Raw genomic sequence first — 16,568 nt, forward strand, 5'->3', positions numbered from 1 at the left:
CAAGGATTTTAGTAATGTCCGAGCCAGTTAAACTGCGCGCTCACAACCAGGCCCATTGCAAGGATTGCAGCCTGGCCCCCCTCTGCCTGCCACTTTCTCTGAATCTGGAAGACATGGATGCGCTGGACGAAATTGTCAAACGTGGTCGGCCACTGAAGAAAGGCGAATTCCTGTTTCGCCAGGGCGATAAATTCGACTCCGTCTATGCGGTACGCTCCGGCGCGCTCAAGACCTTCAGCCTGAGCGACAGCGGCGAAGAACAGATCACCGGCTTCCACCTGCCCAGCGAGCTGGTAGGCCTGTCCGGGATGGACACCGAAAGCCATCCGGTTTCCGCCCAGGCGCTGGAAACCACCTCAGTCTGCGAAATTCCTTTCGAACGCCTCGATGAACTGGCCTTGCAACTGCCACAGTTGCGCCGCCAGCTGATGCGCGTCATGAGCCGGGAAATTCGTGACGACCAGCAAATGATGCTGCTGCTATCGAAAAAAACCGCCGACGAACGCATTGCGACCTTTCTGGTCAACCTCTCCGCGCGCTTCAGGGCTCGCGGGTTCTCGGCCAATCAGTTCCGTCTGAGCATGTCACGCAACGAAATCGGTAATTACCTGGGCCTGGCGGTGGAAACCGTGTCCCGGGTGTTCACGCGCTTCCAGCAGAACGAACTGATCGCGGCCGAAGGCAAGGAAGTGCACATCCTCGATCCGATCCAGCTCTGCGCCCTCGCTGGCGGCGCACTGGAAGTCTGACCCCAGCCGCCCGCGCCGAGCCAAGCGGCGCAGGCGCGGGTATACTGGCGCGGCCCATTTGCCCGCCAGGACACCCTCACGATGGTCTTCGACAGCTTCGACATCAAATCCCTGATCCGCCCCGTCATCGACTTTCCGAAACCGGGCGTCATCTTTCGCGACATCACCCCCCTGTTCCAGTCGCCCAAGGCCCTGCGCCTGGTAGCCGACAGCTTTGCCCAGCGTTATGTCGAAGAAGACTTCAGCCACATTGGCGCCATGGATGCCCGTGGGTTTCTGATCGGCTCGATCATCGCCTACCAACTGAACAAACCGCTGATCCTGTTCCGCAAACAGGGCAAGCTGCCTGCTGATGTGCTGGCCGAGGGGTATCAGACCGAGTACGGCGAGGCCTTCCTCGAAGTGCACGCCGACAGCCTGTGCGAAGGCGACTCGGTGCTGATGTTCGATGACCTGATCGCGACCGGCGGCACCCTGATCGCCGCGGCCAACCTGGTACGGCGCATGGGAGCGAAGATCTTCGAAGCCGCCGCCATCATCGACCTGCCGGAACTGGGTGGCTCGCAAAAACTGGAAGACATGGGCATCCCGACCTTTTGCCTGACCCGGTTTTCCCTGACTGAGCGCTGATTATCCTTCTCGCCGGCACGCCCGCCGCTACCGCCCCATGCAATGTGGCAGCGGCCTTGCCGGCAAATCGCGCTACAAACCCATCTGCTTACTGATGATTTCGTTCATCACTTCCCGGGTGCCACCGCCGATGGAAAGGATGCGATTGTCGCGGTACAGCCGCTCCACCAGGCTTTCACGCATGTAGCCCAGCCCGCCGAGGATCTGCACCGCGTCATAAGTGATGCGGTCGGCGGTGTCGGTGGCCACATTCTTGGCCATGGAAATCTCCTTGATCACACTCTTGCCGGCGGCCATTTTCGCGGCCTGCCGATACGTGAACTCCCGTGAGACTTCCAGCGCCGTGGCCATCTCCGCCAGGCGATGCTTGAGCACCTGAAACTTGCCGATGGGTTTGCCGAACGCCTCACGCTCACGCGCCCACTTCAGGCTCTCTTCCAGAGCCAGTTGCGCGGTCATGTTGGCCATCAGCGCCAAGGCGAGCCGCTCGCTCTGAAAGTTGCCCATGATGCAGGCAAACCCCATGTTTTCGGCGCCGATCAGATGTTCCACAGGCACCCGGCAATCATCGAAGAACAGCTCGGCGGTATCGGAGGCCCACCAACCCATTTTCTTCAACTGACGGCCGACGCTGAAGCCCGGGGTACCCTTTTCGATCAATAGCAGGCTGATACCACCAAAGCCCGGCGCCCCGGTGCGCACCGCCACGGTGTAGAAGTCCGCGCGCACACCGCTGGTGATAAAGGTCTTGCTGCCGCTGACCCGGTAATAATCGCCCTCGCGCACGGCCCGCGTTTGCAGATTGGCCACATCCGAGCCACCGCCGGGCTCAGTCACCGCCAGGGCGCTGATTTTCTCCCCGGACAGTACCTGGGGCACCACCCGATCACGAACCTCCGCCCGGGCCCATTTGACGATCGGCGGCAAGCCGATATCCAGTGACCCCAAGGCCGCCACCAGGCCGCCGGAGCCGCTGCGCATCAGCTCTTCGCTGGCGGCAATCTTGGCGAACACGTCACCTTCATGGCTGCCACCCAGTGCCTCCGGATAGCCGATGCCGAGGATCCCGGCAGCGCCGGCCTTGAGATACAACTCGCGGGGGAAGGTCTCGGCCTCTTCCCACTGGTCGATATCGGGAAGGATCTCGCGCTCGACGAAACGTAGCACGCTATCGCGGATCAATTGGTGGCTGGGGTCGAAGTATTCCTGGCAGGCAGACATCGGCAAGCTCCTCTGAAGGTCGGAGGAACTTACCAAGCGCTTGCTTGGTTTTCAAGGCAGCGCCACGCTCGGCGCGCCACGAGTCCTTACAAGGCGATAGGTTTGCGCCCGGCGAACGAATGGGCCAGGGTCCCGCCGTCCACCAGCTCCAGCTCGCCACCCAGCGGCACGCCATGGGCAATACGCGAGGTCACCAGGCCCTTGTTGCTCAGCAGTTGAGCGATGTAGTGCGCCGTAGCCTCGCCCTCGACCGTAGGGTTGGTCGCCAGAATCACCTCGGTGAAACTGCCCTGCTCCTCGATGCGTGCCACCAATTGTGGAATACCGATGGCTTCAGGGCCAAGGCCGTCCAGCGGCGACAAATGCCCCTTGAGCACAAAATAGCGACCGCGATAACCGGTTTGCTCCACCGCGTACACATCCATCGGCCCCTCGACCACACACAGCAAAGTGTCGTCGCGGCGATTATCCGAGCATTGCGGGCACAGATCGTCTTCGGTGAGGGTCCGGCACAGCCGGCAATGACCCACGCCCTCCATGGCCTGGCTCAGGGCCAGGGCCAGCCGCGAGCCGCCGCTGCGGTCGCGCTCGAGCAATTGCAGGGCCATGCGCTGGGCGGTTTTCTGACCTACACCGGGCAAGGTGCGCAGGGCGTCGATCAGTTGGCGAATAAGGGGGCTGAAGCTCATGGGCAAAGGTCCGACAAAACAACGAGACGCGGTTTATACCCGCGCCTCCGATTAGCGTCAAATGCTCAAGGTTGCGCGACGCGCACCACCAGCTTGCCGAAGTTGCGCCCTTCGAGCAGGCCGATAAAGGCTTCAGGTGCCTGTTCCAGGCCATCGACCACGTCCTCCTTGAACTTGACCTTGCCTTCGCGCACCCAGGGCGCCATGGCGCTGACAAACTCCGGCTGGCGATCAGCGTAGTCATCAAACACGATAAAACCCTGGATGCGCACGCGTTTGGTCAGCAATGCACGTTGCAGCAGCGGCAGGCGATCCGGTCCGGGTGGCGCCTCCTGGGCGTTGTACTGGGCAATCAGCCCGCACAGGGGGATCCGTGCCTTCGGGTTGAGCAGCGGCAACACTGCATCGAACACCTTGCCGCCGACGTTCTCGAAATAGATGTCCACCCCCTTGAAGCAGGCCTGGGCCAGTTCGTCGGCAAAATCCGGGCTGTGGTGATCGATACAGGCATCAAAACCCAATTCCTCAACCACATACCGGCATTTCTCGGCACCGCCGGCCACCCCGACCACTCGCAGCCCCTTGAGCTTGGCCACCTGCCCTACCACCGAACCCACGGCGCCGGAGGCCGCAGCCACCACCAGGGTTTCCCCGGCCTTAGGCTGGCCGATGTCCATCAACCCCATGTAGGCGGTCATGCCCGGCATGCCCAGCACCCCCAAGGCCATGGACGGGCTGGGCAGCCCCACCGGCACCGGCACCAGATTGCGCCCGTCGGAAATGCTGTGGCTCTGCCAACCGGTGGCGCCCACCACCAGGTCACCTTCCTGAAATTTCGGGTTGCGTGAGCGTTCGACCTGGCTGACAGCACCGCCGGTCATGACTTCATTGATCTCGACGGGCGCAGCATAGGACGGTGCATCACTCATGCGTCCACGCATGTAGGGGTCCAGCGACAGGTACAAGGTCTTCAGCAGTACCTGGCCGTCCGCCAGGTCCGGCAACGCCACGCGCTCCAGGCGAAAGTTTTCCGGCACAGGCGCTCCGTTCGGCCGGGAAACCAGAACCACGCGCTGGTTGAGGGTCAATGCTTGCGACATCAGAGGCGCTCCTTATCAAGGATTGAATGGGTCATACAGGGTGCAGACCGCGACATGCCGGGGGCGTTCGAAGTTTCTACCTGTTCATGCCAGGCATCGCCGGCGCCGGGCAGGTGCGCTGAAGCAAAAAAAAGCCAGGCTCGAAGCCTGGCTTTTTTTGTACTACATCCGATGCGCTCGCGCGAATCAGAACGGCAGCTTCATGCCTGGAGGCAATTGCATGCCTGCAGTCATGCCGGACATTTTGTCCTGGCTGTTGGCTTCGATCTTGCGCACGGCGTCGTTGACCGCCGCAGCGAACAGGTCTTCCAGTACTTCGCGGTCATCCTCGCTGACACCTTCAAGCAGGGTTGGGTCGATGCTGACACGCTTGACGTCGTGACGACCGGTCATGACCACGGTGACCATATCGCCACCCGCCTTGCCGGTGACTTCGGCGTTGGCCAGCTCTTCCTGCATCTTGGCCATTTTTTCCTGCATCTGCTGCGCCTGCTTCATCAGGCCGGCCATGCCACCTTTCATCATGGGAATCACCTCAAAGTACTTGGATAAACATCGCGCCCGGCCAACAGGACCCGGCGCCCTTCAGTTATTAGCCCTGAGTGACCAGGGCTTCGACAGGTTCAATAGTATCGTGCCGAACCACCGCGCCGAACTGTTGCACCATCTGCTGGATGAACGGATCGCCGTGGATCGACTCCTCGGCCTCGCGCTGGCGATTGACCCGCCGCCGCGATGCGGCCTGGGCCGGGGTTTCCTGCTCGGGCTTGATCAGCTCGATGCTGATACTCAAGGTGCGCTGGAAATGCTGATTCAGTGCATCGTTGAGCCGGCGTTGCTGGGTAGCGTTGAACAGCGCGCTGTGCGCCGGGTCCAGGTGCAGCAACCAGTTGTCGCCGTCCACCGCCATCAGGGTGCAGTTGGCGGCAATGCTGCCGGTCATGCCGGAAATCGGCAGTTTCGGGAACAGCTCCAACCACTCCAATGCCAGGCCGGTGGCCGGCATCGCCGCAGGCTCCGGTTCCGGCTCGGGGGCCGGTTCAGCGGCGTGCTCACTGGCCAGTTCGTCCAGGTAGCTGTAGGCCGAATCCATGTCCGGCTCAATATAGTCCTCGTCCAACGGCGGCTCGTCGTCCAGGTCAATACCTGGTGTCGCGGCGTCCACCTCGGCCACCGTCGGCTCCGGCACCGGCGCGCTGACCCACTCCGGCGCGTCCGGCACCACGCTGTCAGGCGTGGGGGTCGGCATCGGCGTCAGCTCTGGCTGCTCGGCGGCGGTTTCCAGCACCGGTTCGACAGCGGGCTGTTGCTCGATGCTCGGCTCAACCGGGTCATTCCACGGCAAGTCGACCACCGCTTCGGCAACTGGCGGTTCGGGCGTCGGCTCGGGGACGACTTCAAGCGCTGGGGCCACAACGGCCGCCACTACCGGCTCAGGCACGGCTGGTGGGGCAGCCTGTGGGACAACGGGGGCGACAGGCTCGACAGCAGCGACCGGCGCCACCACTGCCGCTACGGGTGCAGCAGGTACGGTGCGCGCCACGGATTGAGCGGAATCAACTGTGGCTTGGCTGATCCCCACTGGCTTTAGCGCCTGCCTCGGCGCGTCCGCAGTGTCTGCCGGGCGGAAGGCCAGCATCCGCAGCAGCACCATCTCGAAGCCGCCTCGCGGGTCCGGAGCCAGCGGCAGGTCGCGCCGGCCGATCAGACCCATCTGGTAATAGAACTGCACATCCTCGGCCGGCAGGGCCTGGGCCAGGGCCAGCACCCGGTCGCGGTCGCCATGGCCGTTGTCGACACCCTCGGGCAATGCCTGGGCAATGGCGACGCGGTGCAGAACGTTGAGAATTTCCGAGAGCACGCCATTCCAGTCCGGGCCCTGCTCGGCCAGGTGGCGCACCGCCTCAAGCAATGCCTTGGCATCGCCTTCGATCAGTGAATGCAGGACATCGAATACCTGACCGTGGTCCAGGGTACCGAGCATCGCCCGCACGTCGGCAGCCATGACCTTGCCTTCACCAAAGGCGATGGCCTGGTCGGTCAGGCTCATGGCATCGCGCATCGAGCCATCGGCGGCACGCCCCAGCAGCCACAGGGCGTCGTCTTCGAACGGCACGTTCTCGACGCCCAGCACGTGGGTCAAATGCTCGACCACACGCTCCGGCGTCATGTTCTTCAGGGAGAACTGCAGGCAGCGCGACAGAATGGTTGCAGGAAGTTTCTGCGGATCGGTGGTGGCCAGGATGAATTTGACGTAGGGCGGCGGCTCTTCCAGGGTTTTCAACAGGGCGTTGAACGAGTGACTGGAAAGCATGTGCACTTCGTCGATCAGGTAGACCTTGAAGCGCCCGCGGCTCGGCGCGTACTGCACGTTATCCAGCAGTTCGCGGGTATCTTCGACCTTGGTCCGGCTCGCGGCGTCGATCTCGATCAGGTCGACGAAGCGCCCTTCGTCGATCTCGCGGCAGACCGAGCAGGTGCCACAGGGCGTGGAAGTGATACCTGTTTCACAGTTCAGGCATTTGGCAATGATCCGCGCGATGGTGGTCTTGCCCACCCCGCGGGTGCCGGTAAACAGATAGGCGTGGTGCAGCCGCTGGCTGTCCAAGGCATTGATCAGAGCCTTGAGCACATGGGTCTGGCCGACCATTTCGCGGAACGAGCGCGGACGCCATTTACGTGCAAGAACCTGATAACTCATCGAAAACCGTCGCAACTGGGAAGCGGAAGCCGGTAATGCTAGCGGAGCAAGGGCGAAATTGCATCCGGTGTGCTCGTCTAATCTGGCTAAGCTGCATTTTGCGGGGCTGCAAGCGGCCTAATCACGGACGGAGATCGTATGCGCTTAACCTGGGGCGCCCTGCTACTGATCAGTGCCAGTACCTCGGCCAGCGAGCCGGCGCTGCGTTTTGCGATCGCCGATAGCTGGGCCATGCCCCTGGTGCAGATTGAGGCGGGCAAACCGACCCAGGGCATCCTCCACGACATGATGGCCAGCCTCGCCACCCAGGTCGGTCGCCCCGCCGAATTTCATGTCCTGGCGCGGGCGCGGGTACAGGCCGCCATGGAACGCGGTGAAATCGACGTGCGCTGCTATGTCGCGCAGTCCTGGCTGCCCAATCAGTCGGGCGACTACATCTGGAGCATTCCGCTGTTCGTGCAGCGCGACCTGCTGGTCAGTACCGGGCAAGACCCACAGGCGATCACGGCCGCGAACCTGCCGCCACAAAACATCGGCACGGTGCTTAGCTACACCTACCCGTCCCTGCAGCCGCTGTTCGAACGCGGCCAACTGGTACGCGACGATGCGCGCAACCAGGAACAGGTGCTGGAGAAACTCGGCGCCGGCCGCTACCACTATGCGGTCAGCAATCAATGGACCCTGAACTGGTTCAACCAGCGGCTGATGCCCGACAAACAATTGCACAGCGTGGCGGTCCTGCAGGAACAGGCCATCGGCTGCTACGTGCGCAATGACCCGCAGGTGCCGGTGCAAACCATATTGCGTACCCTGCTGCGGATGAAAATGTCCGGCGAAATCGACGACATCATCCAGCTCTACACCGGCATCCGCGAGTCAGCGGAGGCCGTGCCGGTCGCCGATCAGCCCTGAGCCTCACAACGCGACTTCCCGGGCCTGCCATTCCAGAGGGGCGCTGAAACTCGCCACCCAACGCAGAATCTCCTGCGCCGGCATCGGCTGGGCAATGAAGTAGCCCTGGGCCACGTCACAGCCCAGGGCCATCAACACTTCCCCGTGCTCGCGGGTTTCCAGGCCCTCGGCCACCACCTTGCGCCCGAACGCACGGGCCAGGCCGATCAGCGCCTGGGCCAGGGCCAGATCGTTCTGGTCTTGCAGGATATCGGCGACAAATACCCGGTCGATCTTGATGGTCTGGGTGCACAGGCGCTTGAGGTAACTCAGGGAGGCATGACCGGTGCCGAAATCCCCCAGGGAAAACTGCACGCCCAGGGCCTGACAGGCCTGCAGGCAATCGCTGACGTGCTCGATATTCTCGATCGCCACCGATTCGACAATTTCCAGGTCCAGAAACTGCGGCGCCACCTGCGGATAACGCGCCAGCATCGCTTTGAGGCGCTCGACGAAATCAGCGCGCTGGAAGTGCCGCGCGGCAATATTGACGCTGATCGGCCAACCCTGACCGCTCACTTGCCATTGCTGCAACTGGGTCATGACCTGATTCATGACCCACTCGCCGATATCCACGATCAGGTCGGTTTCTTCCACCAGCGGCAGAAACTCATTGGGACCCACCAGCCCGCGTTGCGGGTGCTGCCAGCGCAGCAAGGCTTCAAAACCGACCACCGAGCCGGTGCGCATATTCACCTTGGGCTGGAAATGCAGGCACAACTCCCCGGCGTTCAGGGCATGGCGCACCAGCTCGACCGTCTGGTGCGTAGCCTTGACCTCGCGGTCGCGGGACACATCGAACAGATGGAAGCGATTGCGCCCGCCCTGCTTGGCCACATACATCGCCTGGTCGGCATGGCGCAGCAAGGTATCGGCGTCGTCGTTGTCCGCCGGAAACAGGGTCACACCAATACTGGCGAAGACATTGATTTCCTTGCCCTGAATCGAATAGGGCGTGGAAATCGCACTCAGCACCCGGTGCAGGGCCGCCCGCAACTCCTGAACGTCGCGCACATAGCGCAGAATCAGCACGAACTCGTCACCGGCCAGCCGTGCCACCACATCCTCGCCACGCACAATGCTGCGCAAGCGGCTGGCCACTTCGACCAGCAGCAGGTCACCGCAGGCATGCCCATAACCATCATTGACCGCCTTGAAGCCGTCGAGATCGAGCATGCACACCGCCAGGGGGATGTCTTCCTGGCGGGAAAACGCCAGTGCCTGGTTCAACAGATCGGAAAGAAACGCCCGATTGGGCAAGCCCGTGAGCACGTCATGCCCCACCCGCCATTGCAATGAATGCAAGAGTTGGCGGTTTTCGCTGACATCGAAGCGGATCGACACATAGCGCATCACGCGCCCGGTAGAATCGTCGAGCAGCGGCACCATGGTGCTGTCGACCCAGTACAGGGTGCCGTCTTTGGCCCGGTTGCAGATTTCACCCTTCCACACCTGGCCCAGGGCAATGGTGCGCCACAGGGAGGTGAAGAATTCGGGCGGGTGCAGGCCGGAGCTGAGGATCTTGTGATCGGCGCCCACCAACTCTTCGCGGCTGTAACCCGAGACTTTACAGAACAGGTCGTTGACGTAAGTGATACGCCCGTCCAGATCGGTCTCGGAAAAAATGGCGGCTGCGTCTACGGCCCTGCGGTATTTCTCATCCATGAGTCAGGCTCACTGTCGCTAGCGGTTGAACCGCTCGACCAGGGCCTGGGGCCCGGAAGAGATTCGTTTTGGATCCGGAGCACCGGGGCACCGGACATCGAGCCGCTGCTGCCCCGGAAAGATCCGTTCAACACAGGTAACCGGCAATTTGAGACGCACGTTAGAACTCCATGGAGAGCATTCCAAACCCATGCCGGGGTGGCCGGCTGCGGGCTGTTCGCAATGTACTTCGGGGCGGCAAGGCTCCACCGACACTGATGCCGGGGTTGCAGCCGTACAGCGGTTTGCGCGACGGTCGAGCTTCGGGTCGACGAAGACCAACTAGGATCAAACAGGGCACCGGGCACGGTGGCGACGGAGTGTTGGCGCAGGTTAACGAGACGTCCAGCGCGCGCCATATCCTCGGGTCCGGGCGGACAGGGCAAATGCAATGAGTTCCTGTTTCGCAAACTCCGCCTTCTGAAACCAGATCACCAAATACCTGTCCGAAGCGTCGATTCTACGAAATACATCACATTTTGCAAAGCAAGGTGATGAATCATGGTGTTGTCTAATGCGAAGATTTATCGTTAAGTTCTTGATTCTAAATGGGAATTGAGCGATGCAAATTTCAAGTTTGGGTCCAGCCATAAGACGTTATCGCAAGGTAGCGGGGCTTACTCAGGCTGAACTAGGTGAAAAAACCGGTTTTGACCCTAAAACCATCAGCCGCTTCGAAACCGGCACCTACACCCCCAGCGTTGAAGCTCTGTTTCTGTTTGCCGATGTTCTGGGAGTGAAGCTGAAAGCCTTTTTTGCCGATATGGGCGAGGAAGACGAACAGCGAGCTTATTTGTTCGGTGTCATTCACAACGCCCCCCCGAAGGATCTGGGAAAGCTGATAGCAGCGGTTGACCAGGCCTTGTCCAAGCCTTAGAGCCCAGTCATGCACGAACAAGGCAGGCTATCGCCCGCGATAATCTGCCTGGTTTTTTTTAACCACGACTCCTGACAGGAACTGACAGCTGCGCCACTTAAGCTGGTGGCCTCTGTTCAGCCACCCAGCACGGAAATCGGAGTCTCATGATGACCCACACCTACCTTCTGCTTTACGTCGACAGCCCGGCCACCAGCGCCCACTTCTACAGCCGCCTGCTGGACAAGCCGCCCGTGGAGCTGTCGCCGACCTTCGCCCTGTTCATCCTGGATTCGGGTCTGAAGCTCGGGCTGTGGTCCAGGCACACCGTAGAGCCTTCGCCCCAGGCACTCCCGGGCGCGGCCGAATTGGGCCTTGCGGTGGACAGCCTGGCCGAGGTCGACCGCCTGCATCAGCGCTGGAGCGAACTGGGCCAGCCCATCCTCCTCGCCCCCATCGCCCTGGATTTTGGCTACACCTTTGTCGCCGTCGATCCGGACGGGCACCGGCTCAGGGTCTTTGCGCCGACCCTCGACTGATCTGCCCCGCTGCTGGCGCGCCCCTGCCCTTGCGCCAACGCCCCTCCAACTGCATCGCCAGTACACTGCCCAACACTACGCAGGCCCCCAGCAGCACTTCGGGGCGCAACGGTTCGTGCAACACCAGCGACGCCAGCAGCATCGCCAGCGGTGGGATCAGGTACATCGCAATCGCCGCCCGACTGACTTCGGTGCGCGCCAGCACATAGGCCCACGCCAGGTAAGCCAATGCACTGGGAAACAGCCCCAGCACCAGCACCGCGAGGTTCACCCGCCAGGTTGCCTGCACCACTGCCTGGGCCAGGCCCGGTGCATACACAGTCAGCAACAGAGTGCCGGACCAGACCATGTAGCACACCGTGGTCAGCACCCCGTAATGCCCCGAGTAACGACGCTGCAAAACGAAGTACAACCCCCAGGAAAACGCCGCCAGCAAAATCAGCAGTCCTCTGGGCTCAATCCCGGCCAACCCACGATCGGCGCCCATCACCAGCAGCGCCCCGAACAGCCCGAGCCCCACGCAAAACCAGCGCCAGCCGCTGACTGGCTCCTTCAACCAGAAAAACGCGATCAGCGTGCTGAAGATCGGCGCCGACTGCGCCAACACACTCGCCACACCGGCACTGACCCCTTGCTGGCCGTAATTGAGGCTGACGTGATGCAAGGCAATTGCGAAGAATCCCAGCACCAGCAGCCACGGCAGATCGCGCCAGCGTGGCAGGGAGATCTTCATCACCAGGGCCACCCCGGCCATGAACACCGACGCGATGACAAAGCGCAGCAGCGCCAGGTGCCCCGGCCCATAGCCCTCGAGCCCGATGTGGATACCCACCGGGGAATAGGCCCAGCACAGAATGACGAAGGCGCCGGCCAGGACCGTTTTCAATATGGGGGAAATGTTCAAGGGATGAAGTCCGGGTAGCCGAGGAAAGAACCTCAGTCTCGCGCCCTGCACACCTCACCACAATTGATGGATACTGAGCCCAGACCTCACAGGAAGTGAACGATGGAACTGGCCCAACTAAACATGGTGAGAGCGGTAGCGCGCACCGGCAGCATCGCCCGTGCCGCCCTGCAATTGCATTGCGTGCCCTCCAACATCACCACCCGGATCAAGCAGCTGGAGAGCGAACTGGGCACCGCACTGTTCATCCGTGCCGGCCGCGGCTTGAAAATCAGCCCGGCCGGGGAAATATTCCTCGGCTACAGCGAACGCATCCTGGCGCTGGTGGACGAAGCCAAGCGCGCCGTCGACCACAACGCCAGCCCCCGTGGCAGCCTGCGCATCGGCGCAATCGAATCCTGCGCCGGAGGCCGCCTGCCGCCGCTGCTCGCCGAATACCATCGCCGTTATCCCCACGTCACCCTGGAGCTGGTCACCGGCACCTGGTCCCAGCTGTTTGACGAACTGCAGCACCATCGGCTCGACGGCGCCCTGGTCGCCACCGACGCACTGCCCGCCAAATTGCAGCGCACCACGCTCTACAGCGAGCCATTGGTGCTGATCACCCATGCCTGCGCCGCACCGATCCTCAGTGCCCGCGATCTGCACGGCCAGACCCTGTTCATGTGGCCCAGCGGCTGCCCCTATCGCCGCGCCCTGGAAGACTGGCTGGGCGCCAACGGGGTCCAGGCGTCGATCACCGGCTACGCCAGCTGGGGCACCATCATCGGCTGCGTCAGTGCGGGTGCAGGCATGGCCCTGGTGCCCGAGGGCGTACTGGAGCGATACGCCCAGTCCGCAAGCTTGCAGATCTATCGCTTTGCCGAATTGCAGCCGGTGGAGAATCGCTTTGTCTGGCACCAGGAAATCCAGCGCCACACGGCACGTGACGCCTTTGCGCAACTGCTGCAGGAGCAGCTCCAAGGCTGATTCAAAACCGCCGCAACGCCCTGCCGTACTGGCGCAAAACGGAACAATCCGATTGAGCTGCCCCCAACGCTGCCGGTATCCTGCGCGTCTTTTTGTCACAAGATGTAAGGGAATACGATGAAATACCTGCGCCTCCTCCTGGCCGCACTGACCCTCTATGCCGCGCCATTCAGCGCCAGCGCCGCCGCCCCTGCCGACAGCAGCGACGCCGACCAGGTGACCCCGGAGCAATTCCTGGCATCACTCTCGCCGCAGCACGGCAGCATCAAACTGCCTGGCGACATTGCCCGCCTCGACCTGAGTAAAGAGTTCTACTACCTCAACCCCACCGACACCGAAAAGCTCCTCACCGAAGGCTGGGGCAACCCGCCCGGCTTCAGCAACCTGGGCATGATCGTCCCGAGCAACGTCAGCCCCCTGGCAGCCGAAGGCTGGGGCGTGATCATCAGCTACAACGACGACGGGCATATCTCCGACGAAGACGCGGCAAAAATCGACTACAACGACCTGCTCAAGCAAATGCAGGCCGAAGACGAAGAAGACAACAAACAACGCAAGGAACAGGGCTACGGCGCTCTCTACCTGCTGGGTTGGGCCGAACAGCCGCGCTATGACGCGCAATCGCACAAGATGTACTGGGCCCGCGAACTCAAGGCCGAAGAAGCCAAGGACAGCACCCTGAACTACAGCATCCGCGTGCTGGGCCGCGAGGGCGTGCTGGAGCTCAACGCGGTGGCGGCCATGGCCGACTTGCCGACCATCAAGCGCGAGATGCCGAAGGTGCTGGCCTCCACCAACTTCACTGAAGGCAACCGCTACGCCGACTACAACCCGGGCACCGACAAACTGGCCTCCTACGGCCTGGCAGCCCTGGTCGCCGGCGGTATCGCGAGCAAGGCCGGGCTGTTCGCCAAACTCGGCGTACTGCTCCTGGCGGGCAAGAAATTCATTGTGCTTGGTCTGGTCGGCCTTGGCGTGCTGATCCGCAAACTGTTCAAGAAGAAGTCCTGAGCCAAAAATCGCCCCCGTACTGCGGGGGCGATGCCTGCCCAATCCCTAGGCCCTAGCGGATAAACGCCTTACTGCTTCGGCGTCAACTTCGCGTATTGGTCCTGGCTGATCCAGCCGCTGAACGATCGGTCCTGATCGTTGATGAACTCAACCTGCGCCCACCCCTTGTTGAAGCCCAACACCCCGACCACATCGTCCTTGACGAGATAGGCGCGATGCCCGGCCTTGGCGTCAGGGGCCTTTTGCAGGTACGCCTTGTCGGCGGTCACGGTGACCAGGCTGACCCACTGCTTGCTGGCGGTCCGGGTCAACTCCAGGCCGGTGGCGATCTCCGGCGTCATCACACTGATGCAACCCGGGTGCTGCTGGCCTTTGCCGATGGTCAGGTTCACGCCCGTGGCGGTGGCTTCAAGGCTGCCGGGGTAGCTGGCATCAAGCCAGGTGACCAGCGCTGCCTTGCGCCCCGCCTCAACCTTGCCTTGCAGGTAAAAGGTGCAACTGCGGCTCACGCCCTCCCCCATCTGTTCGGAGTAGTAACCCTCGACCTGATGTTCCGGGGTTACCGCCAACATCAAGGCTTCGTATTTGCCCGATTGCAGGGTTGATGTCGCCGCCAGCGCAGCATCCCCCAGGTACAGGTTGAAGACCGAAGCGGTCAGGACCAGCCAAGTAGAACGTCGAATCACCACGTTATTTTTTCCCTTTGAGTGCCGTGTCGGCATTTTCAATGCGCCTGCTATAAGCTATGGCGACAACGTCCTTGTACTTCATGCCCGTCATCAGCACCGCATTGCGAATGCAGCTTCCCCTGCGCCCAAGGCAGGCGAAATTCAACCGCAAGCACGATAAGCCTGAAGCATGGCATTCAAAAAAGGGAGAGTGATTCGAGAAAAGACTCGTTGAAGAACATCAACGAGTAAGCGTTATGGAGGCAACCCCACCAGCCACACCCCGGCACACAATGTTCCCGCTGTGGCTGCTGCCTTCCGGCTCTGACCAGGTTCACGGGTAATCGTTGCGGGGGGACCGATGGGGTCACCATAACGACGCTCACCTGACGGCGAGCCGCGCCATTGTACCTATCTGAGTCGAAGTTACAACCGCTGCATGCAGATTAAAAAATATGATGGGCTTCAAGCACTTGTCGCAGGAGCAGGCACGCTGCGGGCGGGCGTTGTGGCAGGGTGTTACGCCGAATCCCGGGGACGGGTTGCTGATACAGCATGGGGCTGGTCGGGGAGCCTGGAAGGCTGGGCCGCCCCACCCGGCCTTCAGCAGCGGTGTTAGTCCAGAGCCAGGACGTCGTCGGCCTTGCCGCCTTCCTGCTGGATGACCAGGTGAATGAAGTGCAGCTTGGCAATCACCGCCGGCGGCAGGACGAAGGGGTAGAAGTCCGGCTGGCCCATGCTGCGCGACAACTCATTGAGCATGCCGGCCAACTCGATCCAGGCGTTGACGAACGAGAGGAAGGCCGGCCCGCCCGGATGTTCGGGGTCATACAAGGTGCTCAAGGGAAACGGCTGGTAATCGAAATCCATCTCCCGCGCACTCATGCCAAAACCGAGGGCGGTGTCGACCGCGTCCATCATGTGCAGGTAATGGGCCCAGGTTTCCGCCCAATCCTCCCAAGGGTGCATGGTGGCGTAGGCACTGACGCAGTTCTGCTGCCAGTCCAGCGGCGCACCTTGTTCATAGTGGCGCTCCAGCGCCTCGGCATAACTGGCCCGCTCGTCGCCAAACAGGCCGCGAAACGGCTCCAGCCAATGGCTGTTGGCGATCAGGCGGTCCCAGTAGTAATGCCCCACCTCGTGGCGAAAATGCCCGAGCAAGGTCCGGTACGGCTCGCGCATCTGCACCCGAACCTTCTCCCGGTGCGCATCGTCGGCCTCTTTGATGTCCAGGGTGATCAGGCCGTTGGCATGGCCGGTGGTGGGGGCCTTGCCTTCAAGGTCGACACCGACGAAATCGAACGCCAGGCCACAGTCCTCATCCTGGGTTTTCGGGATGACCTGCAGACCCAGGCTGACCAACTGCGCGACCAGACGCCGCTTGGCGATCTCCACCTTGCGCCACCGCTCGGGGTTCTCGGCTACCGACAGGTCAGGAATGGTCCGATTGAGGCTGCAGGCAATGCACAGGGTGCCCGCGCCATAGGCCGGCAGCAGCCAGTTGCAGGCCGCCGGGGTATCAAGGTTGGCGCAACGACGAAACAACCCCGCCGGCGGGTCGGCATCGAGCGTCCAGGTATCCACCTCAAAACCTGGCTGCAAGGACGTCAGGCGGCTCTGCTCCGGCTGGTAACCCAGGGCGGCGGAACAGGCCAGGCACTGGCTGTTGCGAAAGAACAGCGATTGCCCGCAGCGGCACTGCCAGACTTTGCTGTTGCGACTCTGCCCGGCCATGAATGGCGCGGCGATACGAGAACTGAGCTGCTCGAAAAAACGGTACATGACGATCCCTCCCTGAGGCTTGCCAAGACTAGATCATGGGCAAGCTTCAGGGGTTCCAAGATTCGTTCGATTAATCGGCAGGTGGTCGCGATTG

Annotated in this window: 16 protein-coding genes and 1 other RNA gene; 7 read left to right on the top strand and 10 right to left on the bottom strand. The window is 61.9% G+C overall.

Going from position 1 to position 16,568, the window contains the following annotated elements; all coding sequences use genetic code 11:
- Positions 1 to 14 precede the first annotated feature (14 nt).
- Both fnrA and AC19YX_RS07230 read left to right on the top strand, forming a co-directional pair.
- On the top strand, positions 15 to 749 hold the full coding sequence (gene fnrA, locus AC19YX_RS07225) for a Crp/Fnr family transcriptional regulator FnrA (RefSeq protein ID WP_201130207.1): 735 nt from the start codon (positions 15 to 17) through the stop codon (positions 747 to 749).
- An 81-nt stretch (positions 750 to 830) separates the two neighbouring features.
- Positions 831 to 1,379, top strand: coding sequence for an adenine phosphoribosyltransferase (locus AC19YX_RS07230; RefSeq protein WP_078471179.1), 549 nt, complete (start codon positions 831 to 833; stop codon positions 1,377 to 1,379).
- A 72-nt stretch (positions 1,380 to 1,451) separates the two neighbouring features.
- Here AC19YX_RS07230 and AC19YX_RS07235 read toward each other — a convergent pair whose 3' ends face one another.
- From AC19YX_RS07235 to dnaX, 5 genes are all read right to left on the bottom strand, one after another.
- The gene (locus tag AC19YX_RS07235; protein ID WP_500605986.1) at positions 1,452 to 2,600 is read right to left on the bottom strand and encodes an acyl-CoA dehydrogenase family protein; all 1,149 of its coding nucleotides are present in this window, start codon (positions 2,598 to 2,600) and stop codon (positions 1,452 to 1,454) included.
- An 86-nt stretch (positions 2,601 to 2,686) separates the two neighbouring features.
- Positions 2,687 to 3,289, bottom strand: coding sequence for a recombination mediator RecR (recR, locus tag AC19YX_RS07240; protein ID WP_078471177.1), 603 nt, complete (start codon positions 3,287 to 3,289; stop codon positions 2,687 to 2,689).
- Positions 3,290 to 3,354: 65 nt separating this feature from the next.
- Positions 3,355 to 4,389: an NADPH-dependent curcumin/dihydrocurcumin reductase gene (gene curA, locus AC19YX_RS07245; protein ID WP_078471176.1), complete on the bottom strand. Its 1,035-nt coding sequence runs from the start codon at positions 4,387 to 4,389 to the stop codon at positions 3,355 to 3,357.
- A 186-nt stretch (positions 4,390 to 4,575) separates the two neighbouring features.
- Positions 4,576 to 4,914: a YbaB/EbfC family nucleoid-associated protein gene (locus AC19YX_RS07250; protein WP_020300389.1), complete on the bottom strand. Its 339-nt coding sequence runs from the start codon at positions 4,912 to 4,914 to the stop codon at positions 4,576 to 4,578.
- A gap of 67 nt (positions 4,915 to 4,981) precedes the next feature.
- On the bottom strand, positions 4,982 to 7,090 hold the full coding sequence (gene dnaX, locus AC19YX_RS07255; protein ID WP_421547526.1) for a DNA polymerase III subunit gamma/tau: 2,109 nt from the start codon (positions 7,088 to 7,090) through the stop codon (positions 4,982 to 4,984).
- 138 nt (positions 7,091 to 7,228) lie between these two features.
- Here dnaX and AC19YX_RS07260 point away from each other — a divergent pair, with 138 nt between their 5' ends.
- Entirely contained in the window at positions 7,229 to 8,002 is a 774-nt protein-coding gene (locus tag AC19YX_RS07260) for a substrate-binding periplasmic protein (protein WP_078471173.1), read from the top strand.
- Between the two features lie 3 nt (positions 8,003 to 8,005).
- Here AC19YX_RS07260 and AC19YX_RS07265 read toward each other — a convergent pair whose 3' ends face one another.
- Positions 8,006 to 9,706 (bottom strand): putative bifunctional diguanylate cyclase/phosphodiesterase, encoded by a 1,701-nt coding sequence (locus AC19YX_RS07265; protein WP_500605987.1) that lies wholly within the window; start codon positions 9,704 to 9,706, stop codon positions 8,006 to 8,008.
- Between the two features lie 601 nt (positions 9,707 to 10,307).
- On the opposite strand from AC19YX_RS07265, the gene AC19YX_RS07270 reads away from it, so the two are divergent.
- Both AC19YX_RS07270 and AC19YX_RS07275 read left to right on the top strand, forming a co-directional pair.
- Entirely contained in the window at positions 10,308 to 10,622 is a 315-nt protein-coding gene (locus AC19YX_RS07270; protein WP_020300385.1) for a helix-turn-helix domain-containing protein, read from the top strand.
- Between the two features lie 146 nt (positions 10,623 to 10,768).
- The gene (locus tag AC19YX_RS07275) at positions 10,769 to 11,140 is read left to right on the top strand and encodes a VOC family protein (protein ID WP_500605988.1); all 372 of its coding nucleotides are present in this window, start codon (positions 10,769 to 10,771) and stop codon (positions 11,138 to 11,140) included.
- Here the strand turns inward: AC19YX_RS07275 and AC19YX_RS07280 are convergent.
- Positions 11,112 to 12,044 (bottom strand): DMT family transporter, encoded by a 933-nt coding sequence (locus tag AC19YX_RS07280; protein WP_500605989.1) that lies wholly within the window; start codon positions 12,042 to 12,044, stop codon positions 11,112 to 11,114. The two genes, AC19YX_RS07275 and AC19YX_RS07280, sit on opposite strands and share 29 nt — an antisense overlap.
- A 102-nt stretch (positions 12,045 to 12,146) precedes the next feature.
- Here AC19YX_RS07280 and AC19YX_RS07285 point away from each other — a divergent pair, with 102 nt between their 5' ends.
- Both AC19YX_RS07285 and AC19YX_RS07290 read left to right on the top strand, forming a co-directional pair.
- Positions 12,147 to 13,013 (top strand): LysR family transcriptional regulator, encoded by an 867-nt coding sequence (locus tag AC19YX_RS07285; protein ID WP_500605990.1) that lies wholly within the window; start codon positions 12,147 to 12,149, stop codon positions 13,011 to 13,013.
- A 117-nt stretch (positions 13,014 to 13,130) separates the two neighbouring features.
- Positions 13,131 to 14,024 (top strand): DUF2167 domain-containing protein, encoded by an 894-nt coding sequence (locus AC19YX_RS07290; protein ID WP_500605991.1) that lies wholly within the window; start codon positions 13,131 to 13,133, stop codon positions 14,022 to 14,024.
- A gap of 68 nt (positions 14,025 to 14,092) precedes the next feature.
- On the opposite strand, the gene AC19YX_RS07295 is transcribed toward AC19YX_RS07290, so the two are convergent.
- From AC19YX_RS07295 to AC19YX_RS07305, 3 genes are all read right to left on the bottom strand, one after another.
- Positions 14,093 to 14,683, bottom strand: a complete 591-nt coding sequence (locus tag AC19YX_RS07295; protein WP_500606140.1) for an SH3 domain-containing protein — start codon at positions 14,681 to 14,683, stop codon at positions 14,093 to 14,095.
- Between the two features lie 276 nt (positions 14,684 to 14,959).
- Positions 14,960 to 15,056, bottom strand: an RNA gene (gene ffs / locus AC19YX_RS07300) — signal recognition particle sRNA small type.
- 251 nt (positions 15,057 to 15,307) lie between these two features.
- Complete coding sequence (locus AC19YX_RS07305; RefSeq protein ID WP_500605992.1) at positions 15,308 to 16,474, bottom strand: zinc-binding metallopeptidase family protein; 1,167 nt, start codon at positions 16,472 to 16,474, stop codon at positions 15,308 to 15,310.
- Positions 16,475 to 16,568 lie beyond the last annotated feature (94 nt).

The organism is Pseudomonas sp. MF09150, from assembly GCF_059862355.1.